The following is a 14,778-nucleotide window of genomic DNA, read 5'->3' on the forward strand; positions in this document are numbered from 1 at the left end:
TTTGTCCTTTTATTAAATTTCTTGATTCAACAGTTTTTGTTGAGTTTTTTGATGACGTGCAATGATGTATTGGCTCAGTAGTACACTGACTACAGACGCAACCGCCAACACCACATAAAAATTGCCATAGCCAAGTGATTTGGCTAAAAAGCCCGATGTAGCTCCCCCGATGAAATAAACCAGTAGCTCAAAGCACACTAAAATAGTGAAATCAGTGCCTGCCTGTTCTTTGGAACTGCTTTGCATGAAATAGGCATATAACGAAGTCATCGCGACATAACGAATCGCAAGCATGACAATGACAAATCCCCCCAAGAGCAAATGCCACTGGTTTAACCAGCCCAAAATAATGGCTGCACCAATCACCCCATACAACGCCGTTCGACACCACCCCACCCAAATGAGCAACTGTGTAGCCTGAATTTTTTTCAATAAAAATGCGGCACTCACAGCAGCCAACAAACCAACACCTGCTCCAATCACAGACATCAGTAGCCCAATTTGGGCAAGCGTCCATTTTTGGTCAATCAACATTGGATTGAGCATCGCCATTGCCGGTGCTTCTACCACGCGATAACACAGGATCAGTGCCAAGGCAGATAAAATTTCAGGGCGTTTAAAAGCACGGACTAAGCTTGGAGCTTGTTTGGCAATATTTGTCTGTTCGTTTGTATTTTCTTGAATATAAAAAACAGCAAACATCGTTAAAGCGGTCATAAGTGCTAAACATACCAATGCACTTTCCCAGCCATAGTACTGGTATAGCCATAATGTCGCTGCACCACCCAACATACTCCCCAAAGCGACTCCTATACTCTGAGCCATACTGCCTAGGCGGTAATCAGACGCTGAAAAAGTTTCTACGGTATAACCATCTATGGCAATGTCTTGGGTCGCCGCAAAGCTTGAAATCCACAAACCAATCACAACAAACACCACCAGCCCGTAAGAGAACTGGGTAAAGGCCAAGGCCAATACTCCAAGTACCAGTGCTACTTGTGTAAAGAGCAACCATGTTTTTCGTTTACCTAACTTTTTGATATAAAGCCGGTCGATGAGTGGTGCCCATAAAAACTTAAACGCCCATGGAATATAAAGCAGCGACAGCATTCCAATCCAACGTAAATCTACCCCCTGATGTCGCAAAATAGCGGGCAATGCCACATTGTAAAAATACAAAGGCAAGGCATGTGCCAGATATAAAACAATGATAACGGCTAAGCTCAAAGCTGAGATTTGGCGTGTTGCTCTTTGTGTATTTAGGTTTTGCATATCCACCTCTGCACTGCCCATTGCAGTGCATCAGAATGATCAAGTGTGACGTAGTAAGGCACCCGCCATGCAGCATGCAGTGAAGGTGTATTCAGTCGTTGTTGATCGGTTGGGTCTTGTGCAATTCGAACCAGACCCAAGCAATATTGAAAAAAAAGTTGTTTGTATTTTTTGTACCAAACCGCTTGCAGTTGACGGTATTCCTCAGGAAATTCCGTACCGACTTCGGTTTGCATGACCAAAACAAAGTTCTGTTTTTTTAAGAAAAAACGTTCGACTTGACTGAGCCATTGTTCAAATTCGGCGACAGTAACATGCGCTGAAAAGCGCATATCCATGATTTGTATATGTTCTGAGCTATAGCTCATGTAAGTTCCTCAGTCCTATTGAGTGGGTTATGGTTTTGCATAAATGCATTTGAATTAGTTAAATACCCTCCAAATTTTTCATAGAATTTTTGTTTAAAGCAGTAATACAACATGGCCGTTTTTTCAGGCATCGGGATCAAGCGCTGCGCCTCATAGCACATTTCTTCGACCACTGCTGCATAGGGTTTAACCGTATGGTCAGGCTCCCCGACAATTTTGTCGGAAGGTGCATTTTCAAAAAATATAAAAACCTAATAGCCGCATTACTGGACGCAAGTAGCCTTTACCAAAAGCCGACTTTTCACCAAATAGTAAGTGCCACCCAAGGTCTAAATCATCACCATCGTAATAACGTCCTAGACGGTCACGCTTACCTTCATAGATTTCGGTATAACCCACATCCTGTCCATCCACCCCAACGATCAACAAACGATGATGGTCATCGGCCAGCATTTTTTCAAAATACACCGCGAGATCAACTTCAGACTTATTCCAAGCTCATTTCATGTAATTATGTTTCTTAAAGATGTTCACGTTGACCAACGCTACAGAAAGTATGTTAATGGTAATTATTATCATTTATCCTTGCAATTTTGTTTACTTTTGAAAATATACTCACCACACCAACATATATTATTGTTTTTTAATACTTTTAAAAAATTTAATCAGTTTTTCTAATAAAGCCTATACGAAATTACACCATAGCTTTAAATGATAGTTTATGAATTTATAATTGATTCGAACTATAAAATTTCCCTATATTTCATAAGGAAAAGCCCATTCAGTCACCTGAATGGGCTTTCATTTGTGCTCAAATTAATACTAAAAAGAACTCAAGACTAAATTAATATAGATAAAGCAGCGAAGACGTCACTGTTCTTTATTGATCCAGTACATCTGCGAAAGTGGCTGAAAGTACTTTTGCTAAATCCTGCGGTTTTAACCCGATATCTAAGCCGCGCTTCCCCCCACTGACATAGAGTTTTTCCAACTGTACTGCGCTTTGGTCAATCACGGTTTTTAACCTTTTTTTCTGTCCAACAGGACTAATCCCACCGACCAAATAACCGGTCAGTCGTTCTGCATCTTTAGGGTCGGACATTTTTAGTTTTTTTGCCCCCACTGCCTGTGCAACTTTTTTCAAATTTAACTGATGGTGTACAGGAAGAATCGCAACAAAATAGTTTTTTTCGTCGGTCACCAACAGTGTTTTAAACACCTCTTCGACACGTAGATTTAATTTTTCTGCGGCTTCGAGCCCGAAGCTTTTTGCATTAGCATCATGTTCATATTCATGAATAGAAAAATCGATTTTATTGGCTTTTAAAAGTTTGGTTGCAGGTGTCATTTCTGTTCAATATTTTCACTACATACTCGGCATTATATGCCTATTCAAAAAGAAAGTTTAGCGGTACGCCTATCATGAGCATCGAACTTACAGGCACTCAACGAATCAATGACTGTAAGTTCGATGTCAACTATGTATGCAGCTTGTTATCGCTGAAATATCACAATTTAGTCAGCACTTAATCCAAATTTCTTAAAGATTTGAGCACGGCGCTTTGGCAAAATATTGGCTTTGGTCAAATCACCTTCGTAGTGGTCGAACACTCGTTGATCCATCATTTTAAACCACAGCTTTGGAATTAACGCTGGAATTAACATGGTGGCATAACCACTCGGTAGCTCAGGGGCTTCATCAAAATGTCTTAAGGCCTGAAATGGGCGGGTTGGATAGGCATGATGATCTGAATGGCGTTGTAACTGGTATAAGAATAAGTTAGTCACAATGTTGTTATTATTCCAGCTGTGTTCTGGCATGGTTCGCGCATAGCTGCCATCTTCTTTTTGGCTACGCTTTAAACCATAGTGTTCAATATAATTAATAATTTCAAACAGACTCACGCCATAAAATGCTTGTGTCACCAGATATGGCGTCACTTTTTTACCAAACAATTTCAACATGGCTGCATGAAAACCAGTACTCATTGCCCACCCATGAAACAGTTCATTTTCTTTGGAGAAGAAAGACAGACCTTTTCGTTTTAGGCGCTTATGTTCAATTTCAACAGCCGACTTCAACCCACCGAAAACGGTGCGTGGCCAAAACTCATAAAAAGTCTCCCCCATTTTCGATGAAGCAGGATCTTCTGGCGTCGCAGCACGTTTATGATGCCCATAAGGGTGCTCAATGCGGAAATGGTTGTAGACCAACGGCGCTAAAGTCATGTGTGACCAATAATGATCTGCTTTTTTAGGACGGTGACACAGCTCATGTGCTGTATTCACTGCTACTCCATTAATTGCCCCCATGGAAACACCCAATAATATTTGGTCGAGCATCGATACATTTTGGCGAGTCACCACATAACCTGCAAACAAATTGGCTGCAATTTGTAGCGGAATGAACAATTTCACAATACGGTCATAGTACGGGTCATTTACCAAGACCTTAATTTCATCATCTGAAGGGTTGTTTTCATCCGCACCGACCAGACCATCTACCGCAGGAATAATCACATGCAGTAACAGCGGCCCACCCAAAGCGAAGATTTTCTTGGTGGGTTTCGGGCCAAAATGATAGCCCGCTAAAATGCCCATGCCAATCACAGGAAGCCCAGGACTCAACAGCCAGCCAAAACGCTTTTTATCGATCCCTGCTGCATTTTTGACGACCACGCTAGGATTCGTCATTTTCACTGATGCATTCATTACCATTCTTCCAATTTTTTTGTTATGCCTTTATATTTCTAGAAATGGGACATAAAAAACAGTTGCTAACGTCCAAGAAAACAGCGTAATCGTCCTTGGCCTGAAATGACTTAAATTGACCCTAAATCAAATATTAAGCCTAAGAAATAAAGACTAGAAATCGTAAAGTATGGATGCTTTAAGTAAAATTTTTGAAGATATACACCTCAACCAATCTGAGTACCTCTACCTTAAACCGCATGGTGAGTGGGCTTTTCGCTATACCGAACAATCCACCATGATGGCCTATGCAGTACTTCAAGGAAAATTCACCATTTGTTTAGATTCTAAACAAATTATTGTTGCTGAAGTCGGAGACTTGATCTTACTCCCTTCGGGTCCAAGTCATGAGTGTCGATCCTCAACCACCGACCAACTATTGGAAGTATTCGATATTTCTGACTTATTTGCCCAAAACCAACACAAAGAAGTCTCTTTTGGCAGTGATGCGACACAACAAAAAACCGTGATCTTGGCCTTACATGCACATATGGACCCTATTATGGCGCGTCCGTTGGTACAGGCCTTACCCGCGTTTATTCACCTTCAACACAAAGATCTCAGCACGGTTCCTGAATGGTTGCAAATTGGGCTGCAGTTTCTCGCTCTAGAAGTCCAACGCATACGCCCGGGTCGTGACAAAATTTTGGATCATTTGGTGAGTATTTTATTAATTGAATGTGTGCGTGATTATATTGATGCGCTGCAAGACTCGAACAATTGGCTGAGTGCTTTGTCTCATCCTGAACTCTCCAATGCACTTGCAAAAATTCATGCGGAACCCGCACAGCCTTGGACCGTTGAGTCCCTTGCAGAACAGTGTTGTATGTCACGTTCTAAATTTGCCACATTGTTTAGCCAAATTTTAGGCACTAGCCCTTTGGCTTATTTGCAACAACACCGTCTGCGTTTAGCCGCCCAATACCTGCGTAATGGACAAGGTAGCATTCAGCAAATAGCACATAGGGTCGGATACAACTCAGAAACGGCTTTTAGCCAAAGCTTTAAACGACAGTATCAAATGAGCCCAAGCCAATATAGAAATAATCAAAACCCAACTTAAAATGCTCGTCCGTAATGGTTTAATAGCAGTCTTCACTTTGCTTATGTCTTTGTCCGTCGAGATAAATACCCTGAACTTGCAGACAAAGATTAGCATCTTGTGAAAATCACACTATAATATCCCGCATCCTTGCTAGAGATGGCTTCAAACCACTGCTTGTTTGTTCTTTTTCGCTCTAGCCACACTTTTTTAAGTCCAGTTTTCATCCGTGATTCGGCTTATTTTTCAATATTTTATCTCTTATATGTCCATGCTGACATATAAGAAAATTTAGGTGCCAGCATGGAAATCAAGGTTAATTATCTCGATAATCTTCGCCAAGAAGCGAAGTTCGATGATTTTACAGTCATTGCCGATCAACCGATTCGCTACAAAGGTGATGGCTCTGCACCCGGTCCATTTGACTACTTTTTAGCATCTTCTGCGCTTTGTGCAGCTTATTTTGTCAAAGTGTATTGTTTAGCTCGTGACATTCCAACCGACAACATTCGCTTGTCACAAAACAACATTGTTGACCCTGAAAACCGTTATAAACAAATCTTCAAAATTCAAGTTGAGCTCCCAGCAGACATTTCAGAAAAAGATCGCCAAGGTATTTTGCGCTCTATCGACCGTTGTACGGTTAAAAAAGTGATTCAAACAGGCCCTGAGTTTATTATTGAAGAAGTCGAAAGCATTGATGCTGATGCTCAAGCCCTACTTATTCCAAGCCTTGCTTCTGAAACCAGCACCATTATTGCAGGTAAAGACCTGCCATTAGAAGAAACTATTGCCAATATGTCAGGTATTTTGGCTGGTCTAGGCATGAAAATTGAGATTGCCTCTTGGCGTAACATTGTGCCGAATGTATGGTCTTTACATATTCGTGATGCTCAATCGCCAATGTGTTTTACCAACGGTAAAGGGTCAAGCAAAGAAAGTGCATTAGCTTCTGCGCTGGGTGAGTTCATTGAACGTCTGAACTGTAACTTCTTCTATAACGACCAGTTCTGGGGTGAAGACATTGCCAATGCCGAGTTTGTGCATTATCCAGATGAAAAATGGTTCATGCCAGGTCCAAATGGTGAAATGCCTGAAGGTGTACTGGATGAGTATACCCTTGAAATTTATGACCCTGAAGAAGAACTGTTAGGTACGCATTTATACGACACAAACTCAGGGAAAACTGAGCGTGGTATTTGCTCTTTACCTTTTGTTCGCCAGTCTGATGCGGAAGTGGTTTACTTCCCATCAAACTTGATTGAAAACTTATACCTTAGTAACGGCATGAGTGCAGGAAACACCTTAGCTGAAGCACAAGTACAGTGTTTATCTGAAATTTTTGAGCGTGCCGTAAAACGTGAAATTTTGGAAGGTGAACTGACCCTGCCAGATGTACCACAAGAGATTTTAGCGAAATACCCAAGTATTTTAGCGGGCATCCAAGGTTTAGAAGAGCAAGGTTTCCCTGTATTGGTGAAAGATGCCTCTCTAGGTGGTCAATACCCTGTGATGTGTGTGACGTTAATGAACCCACGTACAGGTGGTGTATTCGCCTCTTTCGGTGCACACCCAAGCTTTGAAGTTGCGCTTGAGCGCAGCTTAACTGAGCTACTTCAAGGCCGTAGCTTTGAAGGTCTGAACGACTTACCTCGCCCAACATTTAGCTCAAATGCGGTCACTGAACCCAATAACTTTGTTGAGCACTTCATTGACTCAAGTGGTGTGGTGTCATGGCGCTTCTTTAGTGCCAAATCGGACTATGACTTTGTCGAGTGGGACTTTACCAATCAAGGCCAAAACTCAAATGCTGATGAGGCTGATGCACTGTTCGGTATTTTGGAAAATATGGGCAAAGAAGTCTATATGGCCATTTACCAACATTTAGGCGCAACGGCGTGCCGTATCTTGGTACCGGGTTACTCAGAAATTTACTTGGTTGAAGACTTGGTTTGGGATAACACCAACAAAGCGCTGCTTTACCGTGAAGACATCCTCAACTTACACCGTTTAGGCGACGAACAGCTTGAAGCTCTGGTTGAACGTTTAGAAGAATGTGAACTAGACGACTATACTGAAATCAAGACTTTGATCGGGATTGAGTTTGATGACAATACCGAATGGGGTCAATTGACTCTGCTTGAACTCAAACTACTCATCTATCTTGCATTAGAGCAGTTCGAGGAAGCGAAAGATTTGGTTGAAGCATTCTTACAATACAACACCAATACCGTTGAACGTGGTCTGTTCTACCAGTGCATGAATGTCGTGCTCGAAGTGATGTTGGATGACGACATGGAACTGGAAGAATATGAAACCAACTTCCGCCGTATGTTCGGTGATGAACGTATGGATGCGGTAATAGGCACAGTTGAAGGTCGCATTCGTTTCTATGGTTTAACAGAAACCAGTATGAAGCTTGAAGGCTTAGACCGTCACTTACGTTTAATCGATAGTTATAAAAAGTTACACGCTGCACGTGCCAAGGCTGTTGGACTAAAACCTTAAAATAAAAAGAAACAACCCAAATACTTTTGGGTTGTTTCTCACTGTACTATTACGATGTCTTAAAGAGAATTAATCTAAAATATTTAAAATCACCTCAACAGGGTTTTCACTATTACCTGCAAGTAACTGTTTATGCATGGTAATGTGCTGCATAGCCTGAATCTGTGCTATTTCAATATTCATTAATTTTTCAATTTCAGCCGCCAATTTCTCAGGCGTTGCATCTTTTTGGATTAATTCTTGTATCACTTTCTTGCCTGCAATAATATTCGGCAATGAATAATATTGAATCTTGATCAAGAATTTCACCACATGATAGGTGAGCCAGTTCAACTTATAGAAGGTCACCATTGGTCGGTGTAACAGCATAGCTTCTAAAGTTGCTGTACCCGATGCTAAAGCCACAATATTGGCTGCATTCATAACTTGGCGCCCGATTTTAGACTCGGTGCCTGAGTTTTCAAGCAAGTCAATTTGATCGACCAGTGCTTTTGGATAGTGGGCAAGCAAAGCTTCGATTTGTTGCTTACGTGCATCGTTGATAGCTGGTATCACAAAGCGATAGTTTGGATATTTGGCGTAGAGCAATTTTGCAGCATCTAAAACCAGTGGACCGAGCTTTTCAATTTCACCACGTCGACTTCCCGGCAATAAGGCAATATGTTTTTGAGTCAGATCTAAACACAGTTCTTCTTTGGCTTGTAAAATTGGGTTTTCCAAAGGCAATTGGCTGGCCAAGGGGTGTCCTACAAACGCAGCAGGAACATCCCATTTTTTATAAAATGCTTTTTCAAACGGAAATAAACACAGTACCAAATCAATAGAAGCTTTGATGCCATGAACCCGTCCCTGACGCCATGCCCAAACGGAAGGACTAACATACTGCACAGTTTTTATTGGCAGTTGTTTTTGCTTTAAACTTTTTGAAAGGCGCAGATTAAAGTCTGGTGCATCAATCCCAATAAACACATCGACAGGATGGGCTGTCCACTTCTCTACCAGTCCATCACGCACAGCAAAAAGCTTTTTAATGTCTTTAAGAACCTCAACCACCCCCATAACAGACAAAATATCCATCGGATAAAAGCTCTTGAAACCCTCTGCAATCATTTGCGGGCCACCAATACCCTCAAATTCTGCATCAATTCCTTGCTCACGAAAACTGCGAATAAGTTTAGCACCTAAAGTATCACCCGATACTTCACCCACTACGATTCCAATTTTAAGTTTCCGATTTTGCAAAGCATTATTCCTTATTTTTCAACCCATGCATCATAACATAGCGTCTTTTGGGATGGGTATTGATCGGCTCTTTCTATTTATGCTGCAGATAAAAAATGAATGACTTATTTGATACATCTAAAGAACACGAAAAAAGTCGGGTTAATTTCAATTTTCGATCATTTAAATATTGCATAAGATGCCTATTAGAACATAAAATTACTGAGAATCATTATCGTTAATTCATATATACTCTGTTGCTCAACTTACGCTGCTTAATACCAGTATTTTGGCTACGTCGATTGCTTATACGCACAATAGAGATGATTGTGTTTTGCTTAAATATTAAATTTAGGTTCAATGCTTAGTGAGTACAACGTAACGTTAAGCCTCCCTTTATGACTTCATTCATGTGATCTTTATGCCCCTAAGTCAGCTTAAATACCCTATAACCGTTATGTTCCGGTTTTTGATCGCATTTGGCTTAGGCTATTTATGTACATCCATGTTATCAGAACTGCTTACCCTTAGTTTTTACCCTCACTTCGCTAAAGCAGAATCCATTTATTTGGCGGCTTTTCTATCTCTTATTTTCTTTATCATTTTTGTCATTTTGAGCTTTTGTGTTCAATCCCTGAAAAAGTTAAGCGCTTCAACTATTTCTCTTTCCCTTTGCTTTTTTCTATTGCTGAAGTTCGTAGGTTAAACCATGCAAAAATCTGTTCGCCAATCAATGGCATGGCTACACTCTTGGCTTGGACTAACAATGGGATGGTTATTATTTGCCATTTTTTTAACAGGTGCTTCGACCTATTATCGTCATGAAATAAATTTGTGGATGCAACCTCAATTTGCCACCATGCAAGTCAAACAAGACACTGCGATGAAGTCGGCATATCAATACTTACAAAAAAATGCTGCAGATGCGCAAAGTTGGTATATCGGCGTAGCTAGTCCGAGTTCACCTGTTAATAAAATCTACTGGCAAAAGGCCGATGGTGGCTACGAAAATAAGACTTTGGATGCGAACACGGGTAAAGAAGTCACCTTATCTGCAACTCAACGCGGTGAGTTTTTCTATGGCTTTCACTATCAGCTGTATGGTGTGCCCTATTTTATCGGTAGGCTTTTAGTCACGATTGCGGCCTTCTTAATGTTAATCATCCTCATTTCAGGCATCATCACACACAAAAAGATATTCACCGAATTCTTTACCCTAAGAGCCTTCAAGGGGCAACGCTCGTATCTAGACTTTCACAATGTCACTTCTGTCATTGCTTTGCCCTTTTTTCTGACCATTACATTCACTGGTTTAGCCATTTTCTTTTATCTCATTCTTCCCAATGGCATGAAGAAACTTTACCCAGAGCAACCGTTCCAATATTTTGATGAAATTAGAAATATTAGCATCAGCTCTGAGGCTAAACCGACACCTGCTACGATGCGACCGATTGAGTACTTCATACAACAATCTGAGCAGCGTTGGGGTAAAACAGAAATTGGCAATATTACGGTCAAACACCCCAATACCAATATCGCTCAGGTGAACTTGGTTGAGTCAACTGACCGAAGCATCACGCGAAACCAAGCCCAACTCAGCTTTAACGGTGAATCTGGTGCCCTGCTCGGTGACACTCGGAATAATAGTGCAATTGCCACGCTCAATAATGGAGTCTATGGTTTACATATGGCACACTTTGCGCAGCCTCTATTACGCTTTGCGTTATTTTTCTCAGGGCTTTTAGGCTGTGCCATGATTGCGTCTGGACTTTTACTCTGGAGCTTAAAACGTCAGTTACAAAATAAGAAACAAAGTTTCCACTTTGGACATTATATAGTTAACCGCCTAAATACGGCTGCCATCATTGGCTTGCCGATTGCCATGCTCAGTTATCTTTGTGCAAACCGTTTACTTCAGTTAGAAGCAGGTCAACCCAACTACGAAATCTACGCATTTTTCGGCACTTGGTTACTCAGTTTAGTCATTGCATTGCTCACTCCACAGCAATACCTTTGGAAAACTCAACTGAAAGTCTTCATTTTACTGGCGGTATCTTTGCCTATTTTCAATCTTTACTATTTAATCAGCCACCAATATGTACATGACTTACATGAATATTGGTTATTCTTGCGAGTTGATCTTATGATCATCATCCTTGCGATATTGGCTATTTTTTTACATCAAAAAATCCAGCCCATTCAACAAAAAGCTGTACAAAAAATTCAGAAAAAATATGCCAACACTGCGGTTCAGGAGTCCAATTCATGATCTACCTGATTGCAGGACTTCTCATCACTTTCGGGTGCTATGTGTTATTTCTGGTGAGCGATAAGCAGCGCCCTAAAACTCAAAAGTCACGTTGGGCTAAGTGTGCAGAACATTATCAAATCTGCCGATATTTGGCTTTTGGTGTACTGGCCGCGGCTTTAACTTTATTGATTCAATTCACGGGTCGCGGTGTGGGAAGTGTCTGTTTATTTGTATTTACTACTCCGATACTTTTTATACTGATTCTGAGCATCAACGACTTAAAACCAAAAAAAACTAAATCTAAATAATCACTTACACTTCAACTCACATGCCTTTATATTTGGTTCATGAGCCAAATATAAAGGTGTATGTAAATATATGAACCAGAGCCATTGCAACAGAATTTTAGAGCCTAATCAAAATCATTTAAGTTGAAGCATCGTGATTTTTTAGTTATAACACGCTCAATAATAAGCACTTTTAAACCTCTTTTCACGGGACAAACATTGCGCTCAGCTTTAGATTGGTTACAACAAGAAATCATTACACCCTTTCAACAGCTCTGCAGTTGGTCGAAGCGTCATTTTGGCTGGACACTTTTTATTTCCCTCATTTTCAATTTGCTTGTATTTATTTGTTTCCCCAGTAGCTGGATCCCCACTCAGACTCAGAGCAAAACCTTTGATGAAATCACCGTTGAAGTTGGTAAAGGACGAATCAGCACGTTGAAATTTAAACAACAGCATCATTTATGGATCGCAAACTGCGCATTGATGGGAGAACCTGTTCAAACACTATGTGACGAGTCATCACATCATCACCAATTTACGGCAAAGCAGGTCGAGGTTTACTATTTGGAGCGCATTTTTTGGAATCTAAAAAACACCAAAAAGGAGGTGTTTATTCAACAGATCACATTAGCTAATCCACGTCAGCAGCACTTAGAAATGACCTATGGCTCGACCGCAGCCAATTTTGAGCAATGGAAAAAGCATCAGCTAGCCCCTTTTTATGTTCTACGAACACTCATAGGTCTCAATCTATGGTGGTTGCTGACAATTGTAGGCTTAAAAATAAAAGCACGGATACAGCTCAAACAATAACTCCTATATCTCTTTTTAGAATAAGTAAATCAACAATCAAGACAACGACTTATATGAAAACGTCATAAGATATGCACGTTTTTTGATATTTTGGCATATAACAATGTTTGGTCCACTCGAATTTATTCTCGCAGGTGTTTTAGTCGGTTTTTGTGTGGGAATTACTGGTGTAGGTGGTGGTTCATTAATGACACCGATCCTCATTAGCCTTTTCAGAATTGAACCTCACATTGCCATTGGTACAGACTTGCTCTATGCCGCAATTTCAAAATTCTGTGGTTCATTTGTACATGCCAAAAAGCTAAATATTGTGTGGCCGATTGTGCTTTGGCTTGCAATTGGCAGTATTCCTGCTTCCTTTGCAACACACTGGGTACTCGACAACTATTTGAGCCAATCTACCCACTATAAAGCCGTGCTCACCATGGTTTTAGGCTTCATGTTGACCATTACAGGTTTATCAATTGTCTTCCGTAATCAAATTGAAAAATTTTTCAACAAATCACGTAAAGATGAACTCCCAGACATGACTGAAGACTTAGAAAAAGTTCAGCTTCAAACCAGCAATAAACGTAAGTACATTGTGATGATGGGTGTGGTTCTTGGGGTCTTCGTGACACTATCATCAGTCGGTGCAGGTGCTTTCGGAATCATGGCTTTGGTGATTATGTTCCCAAACCTACCGATGATTCGTATTATTGGTTCTGACGTTGTGCATGCAGTGTTACTTACGTTCGTTGCAGGTATGGGTCACATGACTTCAGGCAACGTGGACTTCCACCTCCTTATGTGGTTATTGGTGGGATCTATTCCAGCAATTATTATTGGAACACTGATTAGTTCACGCCTTCCTGAAAAAATCATCCGTAAAGTGTTGGGTATTACTCTGTTTGCGTTGGGTGTCAACTTCATGTTGAATCCGATCAAAGCCAAACCAGTGAAGCCAGCCGAAACCGCTCAAGTCATTCAAATTTCAACAGTTAAGAATGCCTCAGTGTAGGCATTCTGATTTAAAATAAACCTAAGATTCATCACTTTTTTTTCAAAGATTCATTCGACTTTTTTATAACCTTTTATCAGTTAAACCGTGTTATATTCAGCTTATAAAGCAACTTAATACGATCGAACCAGTGACGGCAATGAATACTCTACAGTCAAACTCTATTACCCAAAACGACATCGATGACGTGAATTTACAAAGCATTCATCCGCTAGTTACCCCAGCGGAATTAAAAACTGAATTGCCTCTCACTGAGTCTGCATATCAAACTGTACTTCACGGTCGTGAAACAATTCGCAATATTTTAGATGGTAAAGACAAACGCATTTTTGTGGTGATTGGCCCATGTTCAATTCATGACCCAGTTGCTGCTCACGAATACGCAGACCGTTTAAAAGTTTTAAGCGATAAAATTAAAGACTCAATCTATGTCGTAATGCGTGTTTATTTTGAAAAGCCACGTACGACTGTTGGTTGGAAAGGTCTGATCAATGACCCAGACATGAATGACTCATTCAATATTGAAAAAGGTTTACGCATTGGTCGTAAACTGTTGGTTGAGTTAAATGAAAAAGGCTTACCGTGCGCGACCGAAGCCCTCGATCCAAACTCGCCACAGTACTACCAAGACTTAATCTCTTGGTCAGCGATTGGTGCACGTACCACTGAAAGCCAAACGCACCGTGAAATGTCTTCTGGTCTTTCTTCACCCGTAGGTTTCAAAAATGGTACAGACGGTGGCTTAACTGTTGCAACCAATGCAATGCAGTCGGTGAAACATGGTCACCACTTCTTGGGTCTAAACAACCAAGGCCAAGTCTCTGTGATTCGTACTTCGGGTAACCCATACGCACACGTAGTACTTCGTGGTGGTAATGGCAAACCAAACTACGATGCAGGCTCTGTTGCAGAAGCAGAAGCAGCTTTGGCTAAAGCGAAAGTCAGCACCAAAATCATGATTGACACTAGTCATGCAAACTCGAACAAAGACCCGTTCCTTCAACCGCTTGTTCTGAAAAATATTACCGAACAAATTATTGATGGAAATAAATCTATTATCGGCATTATGGTTGAAAGTCACCTTAAAGGTGGTCGTCAGGAAATTCCTGAAAACCTATGCGATCTTGAATACGGCAAGTCAGTAACCGATGGTTGTATTGACTGGGATACCACAGAAAAGGTATTACTAGAGATGCACGAAGCACTCAAAGACGTTTTACCGAACCGTTAAGTTTTTAAAACGCCATCTTCGGATGGCGTTT

At 40.8% G+C, this 14,778-nt stretch carries 12 protein-coding genes and 1 pseudogene; 7 read left to right on the top strand and 6 right to left on the bottom strand.

The features are described from left to right. Positions 1-12: 12 nt before the first annotated feature. The 5 genes and pseudogenes from F986_RS06580 to F986_RS06600 form a co-directional block, all read right to left on the bottom strand. Entirely contained in the window at positions 13-1,272 is a 1,260-nt protein-coding gene (locus F986_RS06580; RefSeq protein WP_004693326.1) for an MFS transporter, read from the bottom strand. Continuing rightward, positions 1,260-1,640: a hypothetical protein gene (locus F986_RS06585; protein WP_004693329.1), complete on the bottom strand. Its 381-nt coding sequence runs from the start codon at positions 1,638-1,640 to the stop codon at positions 1,260-1,262. Before F986_RS06585 ends, F986_RS06580 begins: the two co-directional genes overlap by 13 nt. After that, a pseudogene (locus F986_RS06590) lies at positions 1,637-2,132 on the bottom strand (GNAT family N-acetyltransferase); the annotation flags it as partial. The gene F986_RS06585 and the pseudogene F986_RS06590, both read right to left, overlap by 4 nt. Positions 2,133-2,520: 388 nt before the next feature. Further along, the gene (gene ybaK, locus F986_RS06595) at positions 2,521-2,988 is read right to left on the bottom strand and encodes a Cys-tRNA(Pro) deacylase (RefSeq protein WP_004693333.1); all 468 of its coding nucleotides are present in this window, start codon (positions 2,986-2,988) and stop codon (positions 2,521-2,523) included. Positions 2,989-3,155: 167 nt separating this feature from the next. Next, positions 3,156-4,352 carry an alkane 1-monooxygenase gene (locus F986_RS06600; RefSeq protein ID WP_004693335.1) on the bottom strand — a complete coding sequence of 399 codons (1,197 nt, stop codon included), beginning with the start codon at positions 4,350-4,352 and terminating at the stop codon, positions 3,156-3,158. A gap of 169 nt (positions 4,353-4,521) precedes the next feature. Between F986_RS06600 and F986_RS06605 the strand changes: the two genes are divergently transcribed. Next, complete coding sequence (locus F986_RS06605) at positions 4,522-5,454, top strand: helix-turn-helix transcriptional regulator (protein ID WP_004693336.1); 933 nt, start codon at positions 4,522-4,524, stop codon at positions 5,452-5,454. Between the two features lie 282 nt (positions 5,455-5,736). Continuing rightward, positions 5,737-7,941 carry an OsmC domain/YcaO domain-containing protein gene (locus F986_RS06610; protein WP_004693339.1) on the top strand — a complete coding sequence of 735 codons (2,205 nt, stop codon included), beginning with the start codon at positions 5,737-5,739 and terminating at the stop codon, positions 7,939-7,941. A gap of 69 nt (positions 7,942-8,010) precedes the next feature. Here the strand turns inward: F986_RS06610 and lpxB are convergent, their stop codons facing one another. After that, positions 8,011-9,183 (bottom strand): lipid-A-disaccharide synthase, encoded by a 1,173-nt coding sequence (lpxB, locus tag F986_RS06615; protein WP_004693341.1) that lies wholly within the window; start codon positions 9,181-9,183, stop codon positions 8,011-8,013. A 688-nt stretch (positions 9,184-9,871) separates the two neighbouring features. Here lpxB and F986_RS06620 point away from each other — a divergent pair. The 5 genes from F986_RS06620 to F986_RS06640 all read left to right on the top strand — a co-directional run bounded on the left by F986_RS06620 (position 9,872) and on the right by F986_RS06640 (position 14,747). Then, positions 9,872-11,431: a PepSY-associated TM helix domain-containing protein gene (locus F986_RS06620; protein WP_004693343.1), complete on the top strand. Its 1,560-nt coding sequence runs from the start codon at positions 9,872-9,874 to the stop codon at positions 11,429-11,431. After that, positions 11,428-11,721 (top strand): hypothetical protein, encoded by a 294-nt coding sequence (locus F986_RS06625; RefSeq protein ID WP_004693345.1) that lies wholly within the window; start codon positions 11,428-11,430, stop codon positions 11,719-11,721. The genes F986_RS06620 and F986_RS06625 overlap by 4 nt, the downstream gene beginning before the upstream one ends. Positions 11,722-11,919: 198 nt before the next feature. Next, positions 11,920-12,516, top strand: coding sequence for a hypothetical protein (locus F986_RS06630; protein ID WP_004693346.1), 597 nt, complete (start codon positions 11,920-11,922; stop codon positions 12,514-12,516). A 103-nt stretch (positions 12,517-12,619) separates the two neighbouring features. After that, the gene (locus tag F986_RS06635) at positions 12,620-13,516 is read left to right on the top strand and encodes a sulfite exporter TauE/SafE family protein (RefSeq protein WP_004693348.1); all 897 of its coding nucleotides are present in this window, start codon (positions 12,620-12,622) and stop codon (positions 13,514-13,516) included. Positions 13,517-13,655: 139 nt separating this feature from the next. After that, positions 13,656-14,747, top strand: coding sequence for a 3-deoxy-7-phosphoheptulonate synthase (locus tag F986_RS06640; protein WP_004693350.1), 1,092 nt, complete (start codon positions 13,656-13,658; stop codon positions 14,745-14,747). Positions 14,748-14,778 lie beyond the last annotated feature (31 nt).

Origin of the sequence: Acinetobacter johnsonii CIP 64.6 (assembly GCF_000368045.1) — a bacterium.
Lineage (GTDB): Bacteria > Pseudomonadota > Gammaproteobacteria > Pseudomonadales > Moraxellaceae > Acinetobacter > Acinetobacter johnsonii.